The sequence below is a fragment of the Streptomyces sp. NPDC102259 genome (assembly GCF_044766465.1).
Lineage (GTDB): Bacteria > Actinomycetota > Actinomycetes > Streptomycetales > Streptomycetaceae > Streptomyces.
Window position 1 is genome coordinate 173262 of sequence record NZ_JBIWMA010000002.1, and the last position, 23406, is coordinate 196667.

A 23406-nucleotide genomic window follows, 5' to 3' on the forward strand; every position below is an offset into this window, starting at 1 on the left:
CGACCTCCTGGTCGTGGGTGTGGACCGCTGCATCGTCACTGCCTTTCATCGGGGTGGGGGGACTCGTGACCGACGGTGCTCATACGGGCGTCCCGAGCACTCCGGCGCGACCGTCCGCTCGTACGGGCGTGTCGTCGATGACGACCTCGATGGCGGCGAGCACCTCCGCGCAGCGGGCGCGGGCCTCCTCGGGAGAGGCGCCGAAGACGATGACGTGCCCGTGCCGGCTCTTGGAGTCGACGACCGCCGGTACGGTGTCGCCCGGGCGCAGCCGGAGGCTCAGCTCGTCGACGTGTCCGAGCCCAGCGGCCGCCTCCAGGCCATAAATTTCGTCGACGCGGCCGGGCGGAAAGGTGAAGAACCGAACGATCGCGGTCGCCGTCGGCTCGGCGGGCTCGGCCGGTCCGTCCGCCAGGGCGGCGAAGATCGCGCGTTCGATGTCGAGTCCGGTGGCCAGCTCGACGAGTCGCGGTATCCGGTCACCGCCGAGGCGGGCCTGCGACTCGACGATGCGCGGGCCGTTCCGTGTCCAGATCACCTCGGTGTGCGCCGGGCCGAACCGGTAACCGCACGTCGTGAGGAACTCCGTGGTGAGTTCCTCGACGGCCCGCCGGCGGTCCTGGGGCAGCGGCGCCGGATGGACGTGCCCCACCTCCACGAACAGCGGCGGGGGTCCCAGCAGCTTCTCGGTGATGCCGATGACCTGGTGCCGGCCGTCCCTGCTCAGCGTCTCCACGCTGTATTCGGGACCCCGCAGGTACTCCTCGACCAGGAACGGGCCGTCGTAGCCGTACCGGTCGACGAGTGCGGTCCAGGCCGCGCGGTCCTGCGCCTCCTGCCACAGGAACACACCTCGGCTGCCGGCCAGCGCGGCCGGTTTGACCACGGCCGGGTAGCCGATCCGCTCGACCGCGTCCGGCACCTCCCGCCGTGTCGGCGCGGCCTCGTAGGACACCGGGGACAGCCCGCGCCGGGCGAGCAGGTCCCGCATCGCTCGCTTGTCGGCGAGCAGGCGGATCGCCGCGGCCGGGTTGAGTTCGGTGTGCAGGTCCTCGGCCACCTCGTAGGCGGTGACCATCGTTTCCTCCCTGCCGATGTGGTAGATCAGCGTCGCGCGGTGCTCCCGCGCCACTTGGTGGAGGGTGTGGCGCAGCAGCTCCGCGTCCCGGAAGTCGGCCGACACGAACAGGTCCGCCTGGGCACGCACGTCGTCGAGGTACTCCGGCGACTCCAGCCGGGGGTCCCAGACCGCGCCGACCCAGAACCCCTCGGCCTGGGCTTTCCGCACGAACTGGCGGTACGGCATCACCATCAGCAGGCGGGGCCGGTCATCGGCGGGGCCGGGCGCCGTCACCGGGCACCGCCACCGTGCGCGGCCGCGGCCGGTACCGGCTCGGCCTCGCGATCGAGCAGGCTCAGGTACCGCTCACCGGTGTCGGGCAGCAGGGTCACGATGCGCCGGCCCCGGTACTCCGGACGGGCGGCCAGGACACCGGACGCGTGGACGACGGCGCCGGCCGACACACCGACCATCAGCCCGGCGCGCAGTGCGAGCCGCCGGGTGGTGTCCAGGGCGTCCGCGTCGGAGACCGCGATCACTTCGTCGATGAGGTTCCGTTCCGTGGTGGGTGCGATGAAACCGCCGTTGAAGCCCGGGATGGTGTGCGTGCCGGGCTCGCCGCCGGACAGCAGCGGCGAGCCCGCCGGTTCCACCGCCACGATCCGGACCGCGGGATGGCTCTCGCGCAGGTACTGCCCGGCGCCGCTGAGCGTGCCGCCGGTGCCCACTCCGCAGACGAACACGTCGATCCGCCCGTCGGCGTCGCTCCAGATCTCGGGGCCGGTCGTCTCGTAGTGCGCGCGTGTGTTGTCCGGGTTGTCGTGCTGGCGGCAGAACCACGACCCGGGGGTCTCCAGGTGGAGTTCCTCGGCCTTGTCGACCGCCGACTGATAGCCGCCCGTGTGCGGGGTCCGTACCACCTGGGCGCCGAGCGAGCGGAGCATGGCCACCCGCTCCTGAGTGGCGTTGTCCGGCAGCACGATGACGCAGCGGTAGCCGCGGGCCGCCGCCAGCGCGGCCAGCGAGATGCCGGTGTTGCCCGAGGTCGCCTCGATCACGGTGCCGTCGCCCGGGGTGAGCAGCCCCCGTTCCTCGGCGCCGCGCAGCATCGACAGCGCGGCCCGGTCCTTGCTGCTGGACCAGGGGTTGAACAGCTCCAGCTTCGCCAGCACCTCGGCATCGGCCGGGACGCCGTCCACGATGCGGTGAACCGGCAGCCGGAGCAGCGGCGTCCCGCCGATCAGGTCGACCAGGGAGTCGGCGACCGGGCGCCGGGCGACCGGCTCGGTCCGGATGCTGATCTCCTGCGCGGCCGCCTCTGCGGTGCGCGCCGCGAGCTCGGCGGTCTCGGCGACCACGAGCACATGTCCGGCGCGGTCGCCGTTGCGGCGCAACTCCCGCACCACGGAACCCGGTTTGGGCTTGACGACGACCTCCTCCACGCCGGGCAGGGCGGCAGCCCGCTGCTGCCCGCCGACGGACACGACTCGGCCGGGCCGCGCGGTCAGGTAGCGGATGGCGGCGCCGCCGACCGGCCGCTCGGGCAGCACCCGGGCCGGCAGCGGCTGCCCGAGGTACTGCCGGGCCACCAGCTCCAGGGACCGGATGCCGAGAGCGCGGTCCACGAGGTAGGTGATCTTGCCGCCGGCGGGCCTCGGGTTGATCTCGATGAGCTTGGGCCCGGACTCGGTGACCTTGATCTCGACATGGGCCATGCCCAGGTCGAACCCGACCGCGCGGAGCGCTTCCACGGCCAGGTCGCCGCAGGCGCGCACCACCGACTCGGGCAGGCCGGAGGGGAAGGTGTGGGCCAGCTCGACGAAGTAGCCCTGGCCGGTGACCGACTTGTCGGTCACCCCGAACACCTCGTACCGGTCGCCGTCGGCCAGCACCTCCACACTGACCTCGGGGCCGCTCAGATACTCCTCGACCATCAGCTCGTGATAGCGGGCCTGGCCGCGGGTGTTCTCCACCCGGGACCGGATCAGTGCGACATGCTCAGCCGCCTGGGCGGCGGTCTCCACCAGCCGGACGTCGGCACTGCTGGTCTCGTCGGCCGGTTTCACCACGCAGGGCAGGCCGATCTCCGCCGCGGCCGCCTCGGCCTCGGCGGGGTTCCGCACGGTGCGGAACGCCGGTATCGCGACGCCGAGTTCGGCGCAGCGTCGGCGCATCAGCGCCTTGTTGCGTGCCGTCGCGACGCCGTCGACGCTGACCGTGGGGAGTCCGAGGTGGACCGCCACCTCAGCGGCCACGACCACGTCGTACTCCGCCAGGGTCAGGAACGCGTCGAAGGGGTGCTCGGCCCCGGCCGCGTGCACATGCGGCAGCAGGCCGTCAAAGGTGTTGGTCTCGCAGTGCACGATCTCGTCGACGTAGTCGTCGAAGTAGGCCGGTCCGCCCGGCACTTCCAGGTACCGGTCCAGGTCGCGGGTGAAGAAGGTGACGCGGCAATCGAGTTCCTTGATGATCTGCAGGCCTTCGAAACCGGATCCGGAGAGGTTGCTCTCCACGACACCGACGTGAATCATCTATGCCTCCGATGGCATGCCGACACGTGGTCGGGTGGAACGACAAACGACAACGGCAAACGCTGAACGGGGAACGGAACCGGGCGGGCCGTCACCAGCAGCCGGAGGTGGCCAGCGCGCGCAGCAGCCGGCCGGCCTCCTCGCGATCCGCGGCCGACAGCCGCTGTACGACCTCGGCCTCGGGGGCCATCACCCGGGCGGCTGGTGGCACATCGCGCAGTACGAGCGAACCGGCGCCGACCAACGCGTCGTCGCCGACGGTGACCGGACCGAGCACGATCGCGTTGGTGCCGAGCACCACCCGGTCGCCGACGACCGGATGCCGGCGGGCGCCGGGTTCGCGGCGCCCGTCCCGCCACCAGCCGACCGCGCCCAGCGTGACCTGGTGGAAGATCGTGACATCGTCGCCGACCTCGGCCGTCTCCCCGATGACCACCGCCGCCCCGTGATCGATGAACACGCGCCGACCCAGCGTCGCGCCCGGATGGATCTCGATGCCGCCGGTCACCGCGCGGGCCAGGTAGGCCAGGAGCCGGGCGAGCTGACGGTGCCCCCGGATGTACAGGACATGGGCGAGTCGGTGGGTCCACAGCGCGGGCAGCGCGGGATGCAGCAGTGCCTCCGCGCGTGTGCGGATCGACGGGTCCCGCGCGACGATCACGGAGAGGTCCTCCCTCGCCCTGCTGATCACCCTACGCATACGATCCTCCGTAATGGCATGTCCTGGTTTTCCGGTGGCGCCGTCGAATTCGATGGCCGGCCTCAGTAGTTCGGGGATTTGACCAGGTGGCCGGTGCCTTCGACGATCTCCGGTATGTACACCCGCTCGGTCCAGACGTCCTGGGCCACCGATTCGAGGGCGATCGACACGGCGCCTTCGTCGACCGAGAACGCGGTCCGGACCGCATTGGTGATCGCGTCGACGAGGGCGGAGATCTGGTCGGCTTCGAGGTTGTTCGGGAAATGCTTGATGCTGACGTGAGGCACTCCGATGGCCTTTCTGGGGAGTCGTGCGGCCTGAATGGCGGTGACGAGTTCGGCTATTCCGTTCGTGCGCAGCAGTTCGTAGTGGTCGGCCCTGAGTCGGCTGACCCTGGGGGGCGTACTCGACAGGGTGTGACCGGAGTCGATGAACGAGTCCTGGTCGCCGTCGGCCCGGAATACCGTGATCGGTGCCGCGATGCCGCGCTCGGCCAGTTCGTGCGGGGCGTACTCGAAGAGAAAGGTCTGCCGCACCACGTCGACGATCCTGCGCACCAGTTCCCGCTCCAGGTGCTCGAACCTGCCGCAGACGAATGCGATGAAGGAGTCCTGGTCGTGGGTTGCGGCCAGGCAGGCGTCGACCGCCGACCGCTCGAGGTTTCCGGCGAACACCGAATAGAGAATCGCGACGAAGGTGCTGTCGGTGAAGCTGACCGCCGCCTCGGCGGGCGTCTCGGCGCGGGATTCCACGGGTGGCTTGCCCGGTGCGATCAGGATCACCTCGTCGACCCGCTCGCCGACGCGTTCCAGCCGACGGGCCGTCTCGAACGCGACCCGGGCCCCGAAGGAGTAGCCCCACAGGGTGTACGGGCCGACCGGCTGGACCTCCCGGATGAGTTCGATGTCCTTGACGACCATCTCGTCGAACGTCGGGTAGGCGATCTCGCCCGCGTTGACACCGTAGGCCTGGACACCGAGGAACGGCCGGTCCAGCTCCAGCCTGCCGGCCAGCAGCCGCAGGCTCATCGGATAGCCGCCCAGCCCGGGCCAGCAGAAGATCGGCCGGCCGCCGTCCCCGGCTCGCAGCCGCACGAGTCTGGGCAGCGCGGTCGCGGGCTCACGGTCGACGCGTCGGGCCAGTTCGGCGATGGTCGGCGCGTCGAACAGCACCTGGAGCGGCAGGGAACTGCCGAGCTCCCGGTTGATCCGGCCGACCAGGTTGACCGCGGTCAGCGAGTGGCCCCCGGCGGCGAAGAAGTCGTCCCGGATCGAGACCCGGTCCTGTCGGAGCACCTTGCGCCACAGCGCGGCGACGGCCTCCTCGGTGGGCGTACGCGGGGGGACGACCGGCGCCTCGTCGTCCTCCACGGCGGCCTTGTCCAACTCGCGCAGGGCCTGGTGGTCGATCTTGCCGTTCGGCGTGAGCGGGAAGGAGTCCAGCACGGTGACCCGGTTGGGCACCATGTACGGAGGCAGGGACTCGGCCAGGTCGTCCTTGACGATCTCGGCCGGCCCTCGCATGTGGACGGAGTCCTCCTTCATGCCCTCGCTGAGCCGCTGCTCGGCACTGATACGGCCGCCGACGGCGAAGTAGGACGCGGCGTCCGGGCCGAGGCCGACGAGGTTCGCGATGCGCCGGGCGGACGGCAGGGGGTTGCCGGTCTCCGAGCTGTAGCCGGAGGACATCAGCCCCAGGTCGAGGTCGTTCATCTGGAGGCGCTGCAGTTCCCGGCCGAGGTCGACGTAACGCTGCCAGGGTTCGGACGCGTGGCCGATCAGGCTGATCCCGAAACTCGCACGGTCGTAGACCTCCTGGTTGATGGCGATGACGTCCTGCTTGCGGATCAGGTGGTCGGACACGCGCACCAGTTCGGCGCCGTCGTACCGGTACTGGCCGCGGTCCAGATCGGCGATCCGGTCGGGATGGGCCTGCACGTACACGTCGACCGGGCTGTCGACGGCCGGGGCGGCGGCCGTCTCCGCCTCGTACGTGCCCAGGTAGTGGTCCTCCTCCGGGCAGCGCAGGAGATCCTTGACCTCGGGCGCTCCCGGGCGGACGTTGATGCGCAGCCCGTGCTCGGGGAGGACCTGGTCGAACAGGCCGACCATGTGGCCGGCTTCGAAGTGGAGAACTTCCTGGATGTTGTTGCGGTAGACGGGCTCGATGGCCGACCGACGCCCGATGAAGTGGACGCGCAACCTGGGTGTGCCGACTGGAGCGGGGCTGATCAGCACGAGCCGGTGGTCGATCGGGTGGTGGTAGTAGTAGCCCGGTTCGAGGCCCGCGACACCGGACAGCTCCAGGTACAGCTGGGTGGCGTACAACGAGCCGGGTGAGGCGTACCCGTACTTGGGGAGCAGCCGGTCGCCGCTGGGGAACTGTCCGAAATAGCGCAGCAGAGCGCCGAGTTCGGACAGCGTCAGGGTGTCCGGGTCCCGGGGCGGGGCCGGTTGTCCCGTCGGGCGGGCCAGCAGGCGCATGACGTCGGCCCGTCCGACCTCTCCGCCTTCGTAGAAGCGGTACGTCTTGCGGGCGAACACCGTGCGCCGCTGCCGGGCCGTCGCCGAGCGTCCGGGCAAGTCGACGACCGCCGCTCCGCTCTCCTGACGAACACCCGGATTCGCCAGCTGAGCCTTGAGCTGAAGCCTGCTCCGCTTCGACTGATGATGGGTGCCGTGGTTGCCCTGGTCCATCAACGCGGCCCGCTGGGGGTCGAGCTCTATGAAGGCGATGAGATTGGCGCCGATCCTGGAGTTGTCGCGCACGAGGACGGCGGCGCGTTTGACCCAGTCGTGCTTTTCGATGGACACCTTGATCTCGTCCAGCTCGACCCGGAAGCCGCGCAGCTTCACCTGGCTGTCGGTACGGCCGAGGAACCGCACCGTGCCGTCGTCGTTCCACATGGCCAGGTCGCCGGTGCGGTACAGGCGGGCGGATTCGGGATCGGTGGAGAACGGGTTGGCGATGAAGCGTTCCGCGGTCAACTCGGGGTTGTTCAGGTACCCGCGGGCGAGTTGGCGTCCGGCGATGTGGAGTTCACCCGACTCACCGGGTGCCACAGGCCGGCGGGCGGCGTCGAGGATGTGGAAGCTCACGCCCCGGACCGGTCGGCCGATGGAGATGTGGTCGGGACCGTGCCGAACGGTGTCGCGGTCCACGGTGTGGGCCGACGCGTTGATCGTGCACTCGCTCGGGCCGTACAGGTTGACGAGAGCCAAGTCCGGCAACGCGTCGAGCAGTTCGACCGCCAGGTTCCGGGTGAGCGACTCACCGCCGCTGAAGACATGGGTGAGCGAGGTGCAGTCGGACAGCCGCCCGGTGTCGACGAGCGCCTGCAGCAGCGTCGGTACCCCCTGAAAGGTGGTCACCCCGTGCGCCACGATCAGGTCGATGAGCCCACCGGGGTCCGCGTAGAGGCCGGGTCCGCTCATCACCACGCTGCTGCCGCAGGCCGGTGCCAGGATCTCCCACTGGGCAGCGTCGAAACTCAGGGGCGTCTTCTGCAGCACCGTCCTGCGTTCGTCCAGACCCTGCTCGTCGGCCAGCCAGCGCATCTGGCCGACGATGCTGTGGTGTTCGATGCCGATGCCCTTCGGCTTGCCCGTGCTCCCCGAGGTGTAGATCACGTACGCGAGGCTGCGGCCCTGTGCGGGTGCGGGCCCGGGCGTGGACGGAGCGGCGGAACCGGTGTCCGGCTCGGCTTCCCGAGTGGCCTGGGTCTGCGCGACGGTGACGATCTTCGTTCCCGGTGGCGTGATCGCGGCGAGTCGGGACGCCAAGGCCTCGTCGACCAGGATGACCTTGGTCCCCGAGTCCGCGATCATGTAGCGGACGCGTTCATCCGGGTACTCCGGCGACAGCGGCAGATAGGCGGCGCCTGCGTGCAGGACGGCCCAGACACTCGTCATCAGGTCGACGGACGGCTCCATGAAGATGCCGACGGGCTCGTTCACCGCACCGAGCCGCCGCAGGTGGCCGGCCATGTTTCCGCTGCGCTCACTGAGTTGCCGAAAGGTCAGCCGCTCCGTGCCACAGGAGACGGCTGTCCGGTCGGGCTGGGCGGCGGTGGCCGCGCCCAGCATGTCTGACAGGGAAAATTCCTCGGACCCCGTTAGTTTCGCCATCATCCTTCGAACCTAGAATTCGTCAATTTTGAGTCGACGCGCGTAACACGCTCGCGAAATCAGGCATGCGAGAACCGCGATCGCCGATGGGCTTCGCCTTGGATGGAAACAGTCGAAATCACGTGACGTTCACACGATCGGTCGCAGGAAAACCCTGCCGGGACCAAACGGTGCCAGGACGGCGCTCAGCGCCTCTCCATACATCGCCCATAGGGGCGCTGCGTCAGCTCAAGGGATCGTGGTCGTGCAGACATGCCTTTTACGCCTCCCCCAACGAATCCTTATGCCCGCCACGATCGTGCGCCTTCCCCCCGGAGGGCGCTGCGCAGGCCAAAACAAGTCAGTCATCTCCGCAAGCAATCGGAAGGTACACGACGCACATGGCCGACGCGAGATCGAGAAACGAACTTGCTCATCCCTTTTGGGTCGATTACCACCGCTGCACTCTCGGCCAGGCCTGGATGGCCGAAGCGTTGCGGGCTGCAAAGAGAGGGAGGTTGCTCCGGTTATTCGCCGTCGACGCGACGCGGAGGGCTCTCATTCGGCTGGTGTGGCAGGGGCTTGGTTCACGACAGCCGATGCGAGTCGGCCGACCATCCCTCGCAGGAACACTTTCTGGCCGTCTGCTGGAGCGAATGCCTTGTGCAGCCGGTTCCGCGTCGCGGTCGGCCCATGAGGTCGGGGCCTTAAAGAAGCGTTCACGGACTTGCAACGCAGGGCGCCACCGGAGCAGTTGGTACCGCTTCAGCGCTCCAAGCCCTCCCGGCGACGCGGCGTCCGAACTCCGCGAACCGGCCAGGTCGATGCCGACGTCCAGCGGGCCTCTCGGGGCAGCCCCCGCGAGCCGGGCTCCGCATTGCGCCGAGCGGATTCACGGATCGTCGCTTCGTGGGACCTCGCTGCCGAGCCACCCGCGTCGGCTGCCGCCCCGGACGTGGCGGCTGTGCCGGCCTTGGGCGTGCTGCGATGTGAACGGGGGGCGGCGGAAGTCGTGCGGGTGAGGCTCCGCGTTCCATCGGTGCATCGCATCCGGGCGAGGCTCCGGGTCAGTGCCCCACCTGTCGCCAGTCCGTCACAGGGCCGGGGTTCGTGTGGTCCACAGGGGTGACCCAGAAGGCTTTGCCCAGCTCGGCGCTGAAGTGGGCGCCTGATCGGCCGTCCCCGGAGGAGCGGCCGGTCAGGCGGCGGCCTATCCAGGGGAGCAGGTGCTGCCGGGCGAACCGCGCGTCCGCGACGCGCCGGGCGGCCCAGCCCGGAGGCAGAGTCGCCGGCATGGGCGTGTGCCACTCGGTGTCCTCGGGGTCGTGCCCGAGGCTCTGCCAGACCGCCTCCGCGACCCGGCGGTGGCCCTCCGCCGACAGATGCAGCCGGTCGACGTCCCACAGGCGCGGGTCGCTCAGGGACGCAGCGCCGTACAGGTCGACGACGAGCGCGCCGTGCCGCCGCGCCAGCTCCTCGACGTGCACGAACAGCTCTTCCATGCGCGGCCTGAACCGCTCCAGGACCGGCCCCTGCCGACCCGGGCTGCGCATCAGCACCAGCTCCTTGCAGGCAGGGGTGAGCCGCTCCACGGCCTCCGTCAGCAGGTCCTTCACATGGACCATGTCGCACTTGGGGCGCAGGGTGTCGTTGAGGCCGCCGACCAGGGTGATCACGTCGGCGCCCATCGCGGCGGCCACCGGCACCTGCTCCTCGACGATCTGCCCGATCAGCTTGCCGCGCACCGCCAGGTTGGCGTACCGGAAGCCGGGGGCGCGGGCGGCCATCCGCGCGGCGAGGAGGTCCGCCCAGCCCCGGTAGGAGCCGTCGGGCAGCAGGTCCGACATGCCCTCGGTGAAGGAGTCGCCGATCGCGACCAGGCTGGTGTGTGTGGGATTCGTCTGCATGGCGACATCGATGGTAGCCCGAGTCTCATACCCGCCGGTCGGTCGCCTGCGGTCGGTCGCCTCCGTCCCGCCGCGCCCTCACGCCCGCTGCCCGAACAGCTCCCGCAACACGTCCTCCATGGTCACCAGACCGGACAGGCGTCCGTCGGAACCGAGCACGGCCGCCAGATGCGTACGGCTGCCCCGCATCGCGGTGAGGACGTCGTCCAGGGGCGTCGCCTCCCGCACGCGCGCGATGGGCCGCATGTCGCCGAGTCGGAACGCAGTGTCCCGCGGCGAGGCGTCCAGGGCGTCCTTCACATGCAGGTAGCCGACGATCCGGCGTCCCTCGTCCACCACGGGGAACCGGGAGAACCCGGACTCCGCCGCCAGCCGCTCCAGCTCCTCCGGAGTGACGCCCACGCGCGCGTAGACGACCCTTTCCAGCGGCAGGACGACATCCCGCACCGGGCGCCGGCCCAGCTCCAGGGCGTCGTGCAGCCGCTCCAGGGCGCGGTCGTCGATGAGACCCGCCTCGCTCGCGTCCTTGACGATCTGGGCGAGCTGGGCGTCGGAGAAGGCCGCGGCGACCTCGTCCTTGGTCTCGATCCGCATGAGCTTCAGCAGGGCGTTCGCGAAGGCGTTGATCGCGAAGATCACCGGGCGCAGCGCCCGGGCCAGCGTGACCAGCGGCGGCCCCAGCAGCAGGGCGCTGCGCACCGGCTCCGCGAGCGCGATGTTCTTCGGCACCATCTCGCCGAGCAGCATGTGCAGATAGGTCGCCACCGCCAGCGCGATCACGAAGGACACCGCGTGTCCCGCGCCCTCGGGCACGCCCACCGCGTGGAACACCGGTTCCAGCAGGTGCGCGATGGCCGGTTCGGCGACCACGCCGAGGACCAGCGTGCACAGCGTGATGCCGAGCTGCGCGGCCGCCATCAGCGCGGACACGTGCTGGAGGCCCCACAGCACGCTCTTGGCGCGCCGGTCGCCCTGGGCGCCCTGCGCGCCGCCCTCGAGGTACTGCTCGATCTGGGAACGGCGTACGGAGATCAGCGCGAACTCGGCGCCGACGAAGAACGCGTTGACGACGAGGGTCGCCAGTGCGATCAGCAACTGGACGGCGGTCACTTCCCGGCCTCCTGTTCAATGCCCTCGGACGGGGCGAGCGGCGCGTGCAGCAGCACGCGAGCGGCCCGCCGGCCCGAGGCGTCCACCACGTCCATGCGCCAGCCCGCGACCTCCACGGTGTCGCCGACGGCCGGTATCCGTCCCAGCTCGGCGGCGAGCAGGCCGGCGAGCGTCTCGTACGGCCCCTCGGGGGCGTGCAGGCCCACGCGCGCGAGCTGGTCGGTGCGGACGGCGCCGTCGGCCGAGTAGAGCGCGCGGCCCTCGTCGTCCTTGCCCGCGGCGGCCAGGTCGGACGTCTCGTGCGGGTCGTGCTCGTCGCGGACCTCGCCGACGACCTCCTCGACGATGTCCTCCAGGGTCGCGACGCCTGCCGTGCCGCCGTACTCGTCGATGACCACGGCCATCGTCCGCTTGCCGGACAGCCGGTCCAGCAGCCGGTCCACGGTCAGCGACTCGGGCACGAGGAGCGGCTCACGCATGATCTCCGAGACCGGCACACGCGTGCGGCGCTCCGCCGGGATCGCCAGCACGTCCTTGATGTGCGCGGTGCCGACCACCGAGTCGAGGTTGCCGCGGTACACCGGGAACCGGGACAGGCCCGTCGCCCGGGTCGCGTTCGCCACGTCCTCGCAGGTCGCCGCCGTGTCGAGGGCGATGACCTGGACGCGCGGGGTCATCACGTTCTCCGCGGTCAGATCGGCCAGGTTCAGTGTGCGCACGAACAGCTCCGCGGTGTCCGCCTCCAGGGCACCCGCCTTCGCTGAGTGCCGGGCCAGGGCGGCCAGCTCCTGGGGGCCGCGCGCTGCGGCGAGCTCCTCGGTGGGCTCCACGCCGAAGCGGCGCACGATGCGGTTCGCGGTGTTGTTGAGATGGGTGATGAAGGGCCGGAACGCGGCGCTGAACCAGCGCTGCGCGTTGCCCACGCGCTTGGCGACCGCCAGCGGGGAGGAGATCGCCCAGTTCTTGGGCACGAGTTCGCCGACGACCATCAGGAACACGGTCGACAGGGCCGTACCGAGCACCAGCGCGACGGAACTCGACGCGGAGCTCGACAGGCCGAGCGACTCCAGCGGCCCGGCGATCAGCTTGGCGATCGACGGCTCGGAGAGCATGCCGACCACCAGGTTGGTGACGGTGATGCCGAGCTGGGCGCCGGAGAGCTGGAAGGTGAGGTTCCGTACGGCCTTGAGCGCTCCGGGCGCGCCGCGCTCGCCGCGCTCCACCGCCCGTTCCAGTTCGCTGCGCTCGACCGTGGTCAGCGAGAACTCGGCGGCGACGAAGGCGCCGCACGCGATCGACAGCAGGATCGCCACCAGGAGCAGGAGGACTTCGGTCATCGGGTCACCTCCGTCCCATGATCGGCCAGGGCGGGGAGGGACGCGCGATGTCGCGTGGGGGTACTGGGAGGCTCGCCCATGGGCGGACGCTCACACCTTTCATGAAGTCATCAGGGGACCGTGCGGGTCATCCGCACAGCCCCCCAATAGTAAAGGATCGGCAAAAGAGCCCTTTCGGGGGCTCCGGTCAGTCGCTGAGCGGCTTCACCCAGCGCCGCCACTTCTCCTCGGGCGCGTACCCCGCCGCGCGCCAGGCATGATGCGCCGTTTCGTTGCGGGTGAGCACCATCGCGTCCCCGCGGCGCCCGCCCAACCGTACGAACCGCTCCTCCGCGGCGGCCAGCAGCGCCGATCCGATGCCCTGGCGGCGGCGCTCCGGGTGCACCGCCAGCCGGTACAGATGGCACCGCCATCCGTCGAACCCGGCGATCACCGTCCCGGCCAGCTCGCCGCCGCGCTCGGCCAGGATGAGTGCCCCCGGATCGCGCGCGACCAGCCGCTCCACGCCGCTCCGGTCGTCGCTGATGCTCGTGCCCTCGGCGGAGGTCTTCCAGAAGACCAGCACGGTGTCCAGGTCCTCGGGGCCGGCGGCCCGTATCCGCAGATCAGTCATGACCCGATCCCACCACGCGGGAAACCGGACGGACCGCGAATTTCCAGCATGCGGACCGCCGCCGCCGGTCCGCGGACGGCAGACGGCCGGTCTGTGGGCGGCGAAGCGGACAGCGAGCGTACGGTCTGCGGGGCTGCCCGCGGGCGGCAGCGGCGGGTGGCGAGCGGGCTGCCCGTGGGCGGGCGGTGGCCGACGGCGAGCGGGCGGTCTCGGACCGCTACTCGCCCCGCAGCTCGGCGATCACCGGCGCGAACGCCTCCATCTCCGGTTCCATGACGGTCAGATACGAGAACCCGTACCGCTCGCGCTGCGCCCGCACCTGCGCCGTGATCTGGTCCAGGGTGCCGACCAGGGTCATGGGCAGCTCCAGCGCCTGCTCCATGGTCAGGTCCGGCAAGTGGTCGACGAGCGGCCGGAGCCCGGCCTCGCGGTCGTCGGTGACGGTCACCATCGGGATGAGCAGGTTGAGCTCGGCCGGCTCCTCGCGGCCCGACGCCAGCCGCCGGTACATGGCCACCCGCTCGTCGAGCTCCTCGGGGGAGATCGGCACCATCTGTCCCGCCTTGCTCCCCGGCACCGAACGTCCCCCGGTGAAGGCCGCGATCTGCGCGTGCTCGGCGATCAGGGCCAGCATCCGGTCGCCGTTGCCACCGATCAGCATCGGTACCGGCGGCCGGGGGTCGAGCGTGTCGAGGAGCCGGTTCAGCTCCTTCACCATGTGCTCCAGATGGTCCACGCGCTCGCCCGGCGACCGGTACGGCAGCCCGGCCGCCTCGTGCTCTTCCTGCACATAGCCGGTGCCGAGCCCCAGTTCGAGACGGCCGCCGGTCAGGGCGTACGTGGTCGCCACCTCGCGGGCCAGCATGGTCGGGTTCCACAACCCCGCGTTGAGCACGAACGTGCCCACCCGCGGCCGCTCCGTCGCCGCGGCGGCCGCGATCAGCGCCGGGAACGGCGCGACCATGCAGAGGTGGTCGGGGACCAGGATCACGTCGTAGCCGAGCTCCTCGGCCCGGCGGCACTTCGCGCGCCACTCCTCGGCGGGCGCGGCGGTCATCATGTTGACGCCGAAACGGAACGGACGCGGCATGAGCTCTCCTCAGTGGAAGGCGACTTGAGCGTGTGCAGCGCGATTTCAGCACTCTTGAGTTGTAAGTCACTGGAGTCCGTGCCGCGTTCGCGTCACTCGTGCGCGATCGCGGCCAATACGTTCATCCGCGAGGCGCGCAACGCGGGCAGCAGCGCCGCCACGACACCGACGACCGCGGAGCCCACCACCACCGCGACGATCGTGCCCCACGGCACGGCGAGGGCCTTCATGCCCTGCAACTCCAGCACCTGCTGTATGCACACGCCCCACACCAGCCCGAGCGCCAGCCCCAGCACCGCGCCGAACACCGCGATCACGACCGACTCCAGCCGGATCATGCGGCGCAACTGCCGACGGCCCAGCCCGATGGCCCGCAGCAGCCCGATCTCCCGGGTCCGCTCCACCACCGACAGGGCCAGGGTGTTGACCACACCGAGCACCGCGATGACGATCGCGAGCCCGAGCAGCGCGTACACCAGGTACAGCAGCACGGCGATCTGGTCGTGCACCAGCTTCTTGTAGTCGGCCTGGTCGCGCGCCTGTACCTGCGGATACGCGTCGAGGGTCTTCTCCAGGCGCGGGCGCAGCTGCTCGCCGCTCGTGCCGGAGGCCGCGTTCACGTACAGCGCCGAGTCCTGGCCGCCGGGCACGTACTTCTCGACGGTGGCGATCCCGAGGAACAGCCCGCCCTGCATGCCGAAGCCGTCGCCGGCGTCCTGGTCGGAGAGCGCGCCGACCTTCAGCGAGGTGGTCCGGTCGCCGGGGAACTCCACCGGCAGCACGCTGCCCAGCCGTACCCCGTGCTCCTTGGCGAAGTCGACGTCCATGCCGATGGACCCGTCGGCCAGCGCGGCCGCCGTGTCGCCCTCGGCGTAGGTGACGTGCGCGACGTCGTCGACCTGGTCGTCGTAGCCGGTGGCGGTCGTCTCGACGCGCTTGCCGTCGGGCAGCCGTACGGCGAGCGGCGCGAACCGCTGCCGTACGACGAGGCCGACGCCGTCGGTGTCCCGCACCGCGTCCGTGACCTCTTCGGAGAACGGCGTGAAGTTGGCGTTCTGGACGACGAAGTCGGCGCCCAGCGTCTTGTCGATCTGCTCGTCGAAGGACTTGGACATCGAGGCGCTCGCCACCGACATCCCGCCCACCAGGGCGAGGCCCACCATCAGCGCGGCCGCCGTCGCACCCGTACGGCGCGGGTTGCGCAGGGCGTTGCGCTGGCTCATCCGGCCGACCGAGCCGAACAGCGCCGGGAAGGCGCCGCCGAGCACGCGGATCACCGGGCGGACGAGGAGCGGCCCCGCGATGACGGTGGCGATGAGCGTGAGGACCACGCCCAGTCCCAGCAGGGACGCCGCGGACGCCGTCTTCGAGGCGCTCACACAGCCGGCCAGCGCCGCCACGCCCAGCGCGCCGACGATCGCGCCCACCACCGCGCGCACCTTCAGCGGCCGGCCCACTCCGGCGATGTCCGCGTCCGCGAGGGCCGCCATCGGCGACACGGTCGCGGCCCGCCGGGCCGGGAGGTAGGCCGCCACGAAGGTGACGCCGACGCCGACGACGTACGCCGACACCGGGGTCGCCCAGCCGACGACCATCTCCGTGGTCTTGAGGTTCATGCCGAACGCGCTCATGAGCTTGATCAGCCCGGCCGCCAGACCGATGCCGGCGGCGAGGCCGAGCGTGGAGCCCACGACACCGAGCAGCACCGCCTCGGTGAGCACCGAGCGGCGCACCTGGCGGCGGTCGGCCCCCAGGGCGCGCAGCAGACCCAGTTCACGGGTGCGCTGGGCGATCAGCATCGAGAACGTGTTGACGATCAGGAACACACCGACGAGGACGGCGATCCCGGCGAAGCCGAGCATCACGTACTTGATCACGTCGAGGAACCCGCCCAGCGCCTCCGCCGACGACTCCGCCTGCTCGTCGGCGGTCTTCACCTCGTACGGCCCGGCGCCGATCGCGGCGGTGACGCGCCGTTCGAGCGTCGTGTCGCTCACCCCCTGCGCCGCGTCGACGGAGATGCTCGTCGCCTTGTCCGGCGATCCCAGGAGCTGGGTGGCGGCGGTCGCGGGGTCGAGGAAGACGAGGGCCGCGCCCGGGTTGGTGGTGGTGAAGGTGGCGATGCCGACGATCTTCACCTTGAACGAGCCCGGCTGGGCCATCACGGTGAGGGTGTCGCCGATCTCCACGTGCTTCTTGTCGGCGGTGTCGGCGTCGAGCATGGCCTCGCCCGCGCCCCGCGGGGCGTGACCGGAGGTCAGCTTCACCGGGCTGCGGTCGGTGACGTACCAGTCGGTGGCGATGGTGGGCGCGCCCGTGGTCGGTCCCACGGACTTGTTCTGGCCGTCCACGACCGTGATGTTCTCCACGCTCACGTCCGCGTGGGTCGACGCGACCCCGTCGACGCGGGCCACCTCCCCGGCGAGCGAGGCGGGCACGGTCTGCACCGCGCCGGTCGGCACGGACGCCTTCAGGTCGTCGCTGGGCCCGACCGTCACATCCGCCGACGTGGAGGCGAAGAGCCGGTCGAAGGTGCGCGTCACCGTGTCGGAGAAGATCAGGCTGCCCGCGACGAAGGCCACCGAAAGGACGACGGCGAGTGCGGACAGCAGCAGCCGCCCCTTGTGCGCGAGGAAGCTCCTGAGGGTGGCTTTCAGCACCGGATCACTTCTCCTTGGCTTCGGTGCCGTGGGCGGTGGCGCCGGCGTCGGCGGTAGCGTCGGCGTCGGTGGCCGGGATACCGGCGGTGCCGCCGCTCTCGCCGTCGGACGAGGCACGGAGCACGTCGAAACGCTTCATGCGTTCCAGCACCGCATCCGCCGTCGGCCGCTCCATCTCGTCCACGATCCGCCCGTCCGCGAGGAAGAGCACCACGTCGGAGTGGGCGGCGGCGCCCGGGTCATGGGTGACCATGACGACGGTCTGCCCCAGGTGGTCGACGGCCTCCCGCAGGAACGCGAGGACCTCCAGCCCGGCGCGCGAGTCCAGGTTGCCGGTCGGTTCGTCGGCGAAGATCAGCTCGGGGCGGGAGGCGAGCGCCCGGGCGCAGGCCACGCGCTGCTGCTGGCCGCCGGACAGCTGCGACGGCCGGTGTTTGAGCCGGTCCCGCAGGCCGAGCGTGTCGATCACCTGGTCCAGCCACTTCTGGTCGGGCTTCTGCCCCGCGATGTCCATGGGCAGGGTGATGTTCTCGGCCGCGTTCAGCGTCGGGATCAGGTTGAACGACTGGAACATGAACCCGATCCGGTCCCGCCGCAGCCGGGTCAGCTCCCGGTCCTTCAGCCCCGTGATCTCGGTCTCGCCGATCCACACCTGACCGGCCGACACGTCGTCGAGGCCCGCCAGGCAGTGCATCAGGGTCGACTTCCCGGAGCCGGACGGCCCCATGACGGCGGTGAAGCGGCCGCGCGCGACGTCCACGTCCACCGAGTCCAGGGCGAGCACCGTGGTCTCGCCCGATCCGTACGCCTTGGTCAGACCGCGGGCGCGGGCCGCGATCCCGCCGGCCGGGGCCAGGCCGGGGGCGTGCTCCGCAGCAGGTGTGGACAAGGCTGCCTCCTCGCTCGTAAGGACGTGCCGACCGCATGATGATGTCTGTGCCCGGCCGAGCGTAGTGTGACCCGGCGCACACCCGGTATCCCTTTTCGACTCCCGTCCGCCCTTGCCGTTGCTAGCATCGCGGCGCTAGCGTCGAAGTATGGCGAAGACCCAGCTGAACGTACGCGTCGACGAGGGCACGGCCCGCGCCGCCCGTGAGCGCGCCACGGCCCGCGGCATGAGCGTCAACCGCTATATAGAAGAGCTGGTCAGACAGGACGCCGGCGAAGTCGGCCACACGTTCGTCGAGGCCGCCAGCGACTTCATGAAGCAGTACGAGGCCGTCTTCGCGGAGGAGTTCGGCGCGGAACGCGAGGGCGGCACGCGCGAAGGTCGCCGCTGATCCCTTGAGCGACCTCCGCATCGACCTCGCCTGGCTTCTCATGCTCGCCGAACAGAAGACCCCGGGGGACCCCCAGGTCACCGACTGGGGGGCACTGGTGGCGGCCGTGGCACGCCACCAGGCCGAGATATTCGACGTCCCCGTCTACGACGACGCGCCGGCCCGCGCCGCCGCGCTGCTCCAGCTCCTCATCCACGTCCCCGCGCTGGAGCGCTCCAACGCCCTGTTCGCCTGCGCCGTCGCGTACGCCTATCTCGTCGCCAGCGGCCTGAAGGTCGCCACCTCGCCCGAACAGGTCCGTGACCTGGCCCGCCTGGTCAAGACCGGGGAGGCGTCGGTGTCCGACATCGCGCGGGAACTGCGCCAGTGGAGCCTATGAGGGCCGACGGGCCCTCCCGAGAACGCAGTACGAGGAGGGGAGTCTCGGGCCCTTCTCCGGCACACACAGCCGGCGGTACGGGCCCGGCTCGAACCCTGCCTCGCGCAGCGCGCCGAGCGTGTCCCGGGTGAGGTGACAGCCGCCGACCAGGGTCGGCCACACCGTCCGGTCCAGCGCGCGCTGGGCGAACCGCATCACCGGACCGCCGCCCGGACCGTGCTCGAAGAACCTCAGTTCGCCGCCGGGCCGCAGCACCCGCCGCAGCTCCCCGAGCGCGCGGGGCACGTCCCGCACACTGCACAGCACCAGCGAGACCACCGCCCCGTCGAACGCCTCGCTCTTCACGGGCAGCGCCTCCGCCACGGCCGGCACGACATCCACCGGCACCCGCGCGCGCAGCGCCGCCTCCAGCGCCAGGGTGCGCAGGTGGCGCTCCGGCTCGATCGCGACGACCTCCGAGACGGCGGCCGGGTAGTGCGCGAAGTTCAGTCCGTTGCCCGCGCCGATCTCGATGATCCGGCCGGAGAGTCCCGTGAGCAGCTGATCACGTAGGGGGGCCAGACCGCGGGTCTCGGCAGCCGTGCCGAGCCGGGCGTAGCAGCGGGCGAACAGCGGGTGGTGGACGGGATCACCTGGCGCCTTGCCGGAGCCGGTGGACCGTAGGGGCATGGCGACCTCCCGAGCAGGAGCGGGCCTACCGGGATTGTCCCCCGTGCAGGCCCGCCGCACCCGTGCTGTCGCTGTCGCACCGCTCACCGCCCGGAACGGCTCACCGCCCGGAACGGCTCACCGGATGGGACTCACTGGATGGGACGGCTCACTGGATGAAGTCGCGCACCTGCGCGTACACGCCGGCGTCGTTGTTGATGTCGGTGTGCGAGATGCACCCGACGCCGACGTTGGTGGCCCCGCTCAGCAGCGCAGAGGAGTCCGGGTCGATGGCCGAGTCGCAGTTCGACCAGTAGGTCGCGTAGTTCACGCTGCCCGGCGTCTCGTCACCGGAGTTGAGCGAGGTGAGGAACGAGCTGCCGGTGACCATCTCGGCGCAGGAGGTGTAGAGCCAGCTGCACCACGAGGCCACCGACGTCCCGTGGTTGGTGCCCGCGACGGAGACGAAGTCGTCCACGTACGCGGTGCCGCCGAGGTTCTTGAGGTAGTAGCGGGAGCTGAGCGCGCCCATGGAGTGGACGACGACGTCGACCTTGGACGCGCCGGTTCTCGCCAGCACGTTCTTGATCTCGGTGGCCAGTTGGGAGGCGGTCGTGACGTTCGACTGGGACCAGCTGTAGGTCCAGGCGTCCAGTTCGGCGGCCGTGTAGCCGTCGGCCTTGAAGTCCGCGACCCAGTCGTCCCAGCTGGTGGAGGAACTGCTGAGGCCGTGCACGAAGACGATGGGGTTGTGGGTCGCGGCGTGGGCTGTGGGGGCGGAGAACGAGAGTGACAGAAGGAGCGAAGAGACCACGGCCGAGAGTGCCGCGGCGATGCGACGCTTGTGGCGCTGCATGATGCCTCCTGAAACGTGTGGGGTTGTCAGGAGTGTCGGGCGGGTCTACGCGCGCCGCATCGGTGAAATCGCCAGTCTTTACGGTTCAAGTAACCCGCCAGTAACGTCACTTGTGTGGTGACACGAGTGAACCCCCCGTCGCTGGACCGCACTTCGCCACCGACGCCCCCGGGCGCGGGACCGCGCCCGGCCCCGGCGCTGTCCGAAGGCGTCCGCGTGCGCGTGCTGCGCCTCGTATACGGCGATCCGCGCGCCGCCGACGAACTCGCCGCGCGGCTGACCGAACGGCAGGCGGCGGGCCTCGACCCGTTGCCGGCCGAACCCGCCGACCTCGCCCCCGAGACGCTGCGCGCCCACCGCCGGGAGGTCCGCGCGCTGCCCGACGGCACCCGGCTGGTGCTCCTGCTGGCGGCCGCCGACCAGTACCCGGTGGCCACCCACGCCTTCCTGCGCGCCGTCGCCGCCGCCCGCCTCGACACCCGGCCCCTCGACGCGGCCGAGGCTGCCGGGATCGCCTACGCCACGGCCGGCGGGGTCGGCTTCCGCGACGCCTGGACCCGGATCGCCGCGTACGAGACGGCCGCCCCGGCCGACCGGCGCGACGCCCACCGGCTGCTCGCCCGCGTCCTGCACGGCCCGGCGGAGACGCCCCGGCGGTCCTGGCACCGGGGCGCGGGCGCGCTCGGGCCCAGTGCCCGGCTGGCCGCGGAACTGACGGCGGCGGCCGACCGGGCGCGCGCCGCCGGCGACCCGGCGCTCTCGGGCGCCCTCGCCGAACGCGCCGCCGTGCTCTGCACGGACCCGGGCGAACGGTCCCGGCTGCTCGCCCACGCGGCGGCCGACGCCTGGCACCGTGGCGACGGCGACCGGTCCCGCACCCTGGCCGCCCGCACCGACGCCGACGCCCTCACCGGCATCCTCGCCCTGCGGACCGGGCACGCGGGGGAGGCGTTCGACGCGCTGCTGGCCGGGGCGGCACGGGCGGCCGGGGCGCGGCCCGTGCCCGGCGACCGGCCCCCGGGGCGGAGCGGCGCCGCCGCCTCCTCCCTCGCCCCCTCCGTCGCCTCCCGTGCGTCCGGCGAGGGAGCGGGAGCGGCCACCGCGGCCCCCGTCGCCCACTTCCTGGCCCGAGCCGCCGAAGCCGCCGTCTACACCGGTGACCTGCGCCGATGTCGTGAAGCGACGCTCGTCGCAGCGCAGTCGGGCGTCGACCCGCCGGGAGTGCTCGGCGGCATCGCCGCGGCCGTCGACGGGCGGTACGAGGACGCGCGCGACCTGTTGGAGGCCACCGCCGGACGGTGCGGTCCGGGCGGCGACCCCACCCTCCTCCTGCACGCGGGCATCGCCGCCCTGATGCTCGGCGACCACACCCGCGCCGCCACCGCCACGGTCCGGGCCGCCGCCGCGGCCCGCGCCCGGGGCGTCACCGCCGCCGTGTCGCAGGCGATGGAGTTCCGTGCCTACGCCGACTTCTGGACCGGCCGCCCGCGCGCCGCCGAGGCCGCCGCGCTGGACGCGCTGCGCCAGGCGTACGCCACCGGACAGGACAACGGCGCCTGCCATCTCCAGGCCGCCCTGGCGATGTTCGCCGCGCTCACCGGCGACGAGGAGCTGTGCCGGGAGCGGGCCGCGGCCGCCCGGTCCTACGCCCTCGCCCACGCCCTGGGCCTGCCCGCCGCACTGGCGCAGTGGGCGCTCGCCTTCCTCGACCTCGGCTCCGGCCGCTTCGCCGCGGCCGCGGCCCGGCTGCGCGCGCTCGCCGCCTCGGGCCCGGGGCACGGCCACCGGGCCATCCGCCACCTGGCCACCCCGCACTATGTCGAGGCGGCCGTCCGCACCGGCGACACCCGCGTGGCGCGCGCCGCGCACGCCGACTACGACCGCTGGGCCCGCGCCGTCGACAGCGCCGACGACCTGGCCCTCAGCGCCCGCTGCCGGGCGTTGCTCACGCCGGGCGCCGACGCCGTCGAGCACTACCGCACGGCCCTCCGGCTGCACGCCGAAGGAACGCGCGCCTTCGAACGGGCCCGCACCGAACTGCTGTTCGGGAGCGCGCTGCGCAGGCTGCGCCGCCGCACGGAGGCCCGCGACCGGCTGCACAGCGCCCTGGAGGCGTTCGAATCCTTCGGCGCCCCGCACTGCGCCGAGAGCGCCCGCGCCGAACTGCGCGCGCTCGGCGCCCCCGCGGCCCCCACCCGCGGCGACCGGCGCCCGACGGCCCATCTGACCGCCCAGCAACTCCTGGTCGCCCGGATGGCCGCCGACGGCGCCACGAACCGGGAGATCGCCGCCCGCCTCGCCCTCAGCCCCCGCACCATCGACCACCACCTGCGCGGCGTCTTCACCCGCCTCGGCATCCGCTCCCGCATCGAACTCGTACGGCTGCTCGCGGACGCGGACGACGGCTAGAACCCCGAACCGGTCCGCTCCCGGAAGGCCGCCGCCTCCCACGTCCCGTCCAGCCGTGGCGCCAGCCAACCGGGCGCCACGGTACGGAAGTCGGCGGGTGCGAGAGCGCCCGCCCCCGACGGCAGCGCCCCCAGCAGCGGGGCCCCGGCCACCTCCGGCAGATCCGCGACATTGCAACGGGACGCCAGATCGGGGGAGTCGGGCCAGCTGCCGATCACGACACCCAGCAACTCGACTCCCCGGGCGCGCAGTTCACGGGCCGTCAGTTCCGTCGTGTTCAGCGTGCCGAGGCCCGCCGTGGCCACCACCAGCACCGGCGCCCGCAGCAGCTGCGCCGCGTCGGCCAGCGTCCCGCCCGCCTCGTCGAACCGTACGAGCAGCCCGCCCGCCCCCTCGACGAGCACCAGGTCGTGTGCGGCGGCCAGCTTCTGCGCCGCCTCCGCCACGTCCTGCGGCCGCACCGCCGCCAGGCCCGCCCTGCGCGCCGCCGTCGCCGGAGCCAACGGCTCGGGATAGCGGGCCAGTTCGGCCGTCGTCACCGCGCCCGCGAGCCGGGCCACCTCGGCGGCGTCCCCGCTCTCGTCCGCGCGTACGCCGGTCTGCGCGGCCTTGAGGACGGCCACCGACCGCCCCGCCGCGAGCGCCGACGCGGCGACCGCGGCCGTCGTGACGGTCTTGCCGACTTCCGTGCCCGTCCCCGTGATCACCAGGATCGGCATG

The 23406-nt window shown here is 71.7% G+C and carries 17 protein-coding genes and 1 pseudogene; 3 read left to right on the forward strand and 15 right to left on the reverse strand.

The features are described from left to right. Nucleotides 1–79 precede the first annotated feature (79 nt). The 12 genes and pseudogenes from ACIRPU_RS05385 to ACIRPU_RS05440 form a co-directional block, all read right to left on the reverse strand. Complete coding sequence (locus tag ACIRPU_RS05385) at nt 80–1354, reverse strand: ATP-grasp domain-containing protein (RefSeq protein ID WP_403862007.1); 1275 nt, start codon at nt 1352–1354, stop codon at nt 80–82. Further along, the gene (locus ACIRPU_RS05390; protein ID WP_403863516.1) at nt 1351–2649 is read right to left on the reverse strand and encodes a pyridoxal-phosphate dependent enzyme; all 1299 of its coding nucleotides are present in this window, start codon (nt 2647–2649) and stop codon (nt 1351–1353) included. Before ACIRPU_RS05390 ends, ACIRPU_RS05385 begins: the two co-directional genes overlap by 4 nt. Beyond that, a pseudogene (locus tag ACIRPU_RS05395) lies at nt 2638–3591 on the reverse strand (acetyl-CoA carboxylase biotin carboxylase subunit family protein); the annotation flags it as partial. The gene ACIRPU_RS05390 and the pseudogene ACIRPU_RS05395, both read right to left, overlap by 12 nt. 91 nt (nt 3592–3682) lie before the next feature. Then, nucleotides 3683–4291 carry a serine O-acetyltransferase EpsC gene (gene epsC / locus ACIRPU_RS05400; RefSeq protein WP_355704601.1) on the reverse strand — a complete coding sequence of 203 codons (609 nt, stop codon included), beginning with the start codon at nt 4289–4291 and terminating at the stop codon, nt 3683–3685. A gap of 62 nt (nt 4292–4353) precedes the next feature. After that, nucleotides 4354–8376, reverse strand: a complete 4023-nt coding sequence (locus tag ACIRPU_RS05405) for an amino acid adenylation domain-containing protein (protein ID WP_403862011.1) — start codon at nt 8374–8376, stop codon at nt 4354–4356. Nucleotides 8377–9464: 1088 nt separating this feature from the next. Further along, nucleotides 9465–10304, reverse strand: coding sequence for an SGNH/GDSL hydrolase family protein (locus ACIRPU_RS05410; protein ID WP_403862014.1), 840 nt, complete (start codon nt 10302–10304; stop codon nt 9465–9467). Nucleotides 10305–10382: 78 nt separating this feature from the next. After that, nucleotides 10383–11414 carry a hemolysin family protein gene (locus tag ACIRPU_RS05415; RefSeq protein WP_403862017.1) on the reverse strand — a complete coding sequence of 344 codons (1032 nt, stop codon included), beginning with the start codon at nt 11412–11414 and terminating at the stop codon, nt 10383–10385. Then, entirely contained in the window at nt 11411–12751 is a 1341-nt protein-coding gene (locus tag ACIRPU_RS05420; RefSeq protein ID WP_403862020.1) for a hemolysin family protein, read from the reverse strand. The genes ACIRPU_RS05415 and ACIRPU_RS05420 overlap by 4 nt, the downstream gene beginning before the upstream one ends. 187 nt (nt 12752–12938) lie before the next feature. Beyond that, nucleotides 12939–13364: a GNAT family N-acetyltransferase gene (locus ACIRPU_RS05425; RefSeq protein WP_403862023.1), complete on the reverse strand. Its 426-nt coding sequence runs from the start codon at nt 13362–13364 to the stop codon at nt 12939–12941. A 217-nt stretch (nt 13365–13581) separates the two neighbouring features. After that, the gene (locus tag ACIRPU_RS05430) at nt 13582–14454 is read right to left on the reverse strand and encodes a TIGR03621 family F420-dependent LLM class oxidoreductase (RefSeq protein ID WP_403862025.1); all 873 of its coding nucleotides are present in this window, start codon (nt 14452–14454) and stop codon (nt 13582–13584) included. A gap of 92 nt (nt 14455–14546) precedes the next feature. Continuing rightward, on the reverse strand, nt 14547–17114 hold the full coding sequence (locus tag ACIRPU_RS05435) for an ABC transporter permease (RefSeq protein WP_403862028.1): 2568 nt from the start codon (nt 17112–17114) through the stop codon (nt 14547–14549). Between the two features lie 4 nt (nt 17115–17118). Continuing rightward, a complete protein-coding gene (locus ACIRPU_RS05440) occupies nt 17119–18003 on the reverse strand; it encodes an ABC transporter ATP-binding protein (protein ID WP_403862031.1) in 885 nt (294 codons plus the stop codon). A gap of 148 nt (nt 18004–18151) precedes the next feature. On the opposite strand from ACIRPU_RS05440, the gene ACIRPU_RS05445 reads away from it, so the two are divergent. Then, on the forward strand, nt 18152–18394 hold the full coding sequence (locus ACIRPU_RS05445; protein ID WP_355704592.1) for a toxin-antitoxin system HicB family antitoxin: 243 nt from the start codon (nt 18152–18154) through the stop codon (nt 18392–18394). Between the two features lie 4 nt (nt 18395–18398). Then, nucleotides 18399–18773: a fic family toxin-antitoxin system, toxin component gene (locus ACIRPU_RS05450; protein WP_267023653.1), complete on the forward strand. Its 375-nt coding sequence runs from the start codon at nt 18399–18401 to the stop codon at nt 18771–18773. Here the strand turns inward: ACIRPU_RS05450 and ACIRPU_RS05455 are convergent. Together ACIRPU_RS05455 and ACIRPU_RS05460 are read right to left on the reverse strand one after the other, a co-directional pair. Further along, entirely contained in the window at nt 18768–19442 is a 675-nt protein-coding gene (locus ACIRPU_RS05455; protein ID WP_403862036.1) for a class I SAM-dependent methyltransferase, read from the reverse strand. The genes ACIRPU_RS05450 and ACIRPU_RS05455 overlap by 6 nt on opposite strands. 148 nt (nt 19443–19590) lie before the next feature. Beyond that, complete coding sequence (locus ACIRPU_RS05460) at nt 19591–20277, reverse strand: esterase/lipase family protein (protein WP_403862039.1); 687 nt, start codon at nt 20275–20277, stop codon at nt 19591–19593. A gap of 216 nt (nt 20278–20493) precedes the next feature. Between ACIRPU_RS05460 and ACIRPU_RS05465 the strand changes: the two genes are divergently transcribed. Continuing rightward, nucleotides 20494–22686 (forward strand): LuxR C-terminal-related transcriptional regulator, encoded by a 2193-nt coding sequence (locus ACIRPU_RS05465; RefSeq protein WP_403862042.1) that lies wholly within the window; start codon nt 20494–20496, stop codon nt 22684–22686. Here ACIRPU_RS05465 and bioD read toward each other — a convergent pair. After that, on the reverse strand, nt 22683–23405 hold the full coding sequence (gene bioD, locus ACIRPU_RS05470) for a dethiobiotin synthase (RefSeq protein ID WP_403863519.1): 723 nt from the start codon (nt 23403–23405) through the stop codon (nt 22683–22685). The genes ACIRPU_RS05465 and bioD overlap by 4 nt on opposite strands. Nucleotide 23406: the final 1 nt, after the last annotated feature.

Excerpts from the sequence above, each read along its gene's own strand:
- ACIRPU_RS05455 (WP_403862036.1), bottom strand. The coding sequence starts at position 19,442 with ATGCCCCTACGGTCCACCGGCTCCGGCAAGGCGCCAGGTGATCCCGTC.
- ACIRPU_RS05430 (WP_403862025.1), bottom strand. The coding sequence starts at position 14,454 with ATGCCGCGTCCGTTCCGTTTCGGCGTCAACATGATGACCGCCGCGCCC.
- ACIRPU_RS05460 (WP_403862039.1), bottom strand. The coding sequence starts at position 20,277 with ATGCAGCGCCACAAGCGTCGCATCGCCGCGGCACTCTCGGCCGTGGTC.
- ACIRPU_RS05405 (WP_403862011.1), bottom strand. The coding sequence starts at position 8,376 with ATGCTGGGCGCGGCCACCGCCGCCCAGCCCGACCGGACAGCCGTCTCC.
- ACIRPU_RS05410 (WP_403862014.1), bottom strand. The coding sequence starts at position 10,304 with ATGCAGACGAATCCCACACACACCAGCCTGGTCGCGATCGGCGACTCC.
- epsC (WP_355704601.1), bottom strand. The coding sequence starts at position 4,291 with ATGCGTAGGGTGATCAGCAGGGCGAGGGAGGACCTCTCCGTGATCGTC.
- ACIRPU_RS05425 (WP_403862023.1), bottom strand. The coding sequence starts at position 13,364 with ATGACTGATCTGCGGATACGGGCCGCCGGCCCCGAGGACCTGGACACC.
- bioD (WP_403863519.1), bottom strand. The coding sequence starts at position 23,405 with ATGCCGATCCTGGTGATCACGGGGACGGGCACGGAAGTCGGCAAGACC.
- ACIRPU_RS05420 (WP_403862020.1), bottom strand. The coding sequence starts at position 12,751 with ATGACCGAAGTCCTCCTGCTCCTGGTGGCGATCCTGCTGTCGATCGCG.
- ACIRPU_RS05445 (WP_355704592.1), top strand. The coding sequence starts at position 18,152 with ATGGCGAAGACCCAGCTGAACGTACGCGTCGACGAGGGCACGGCCCGC.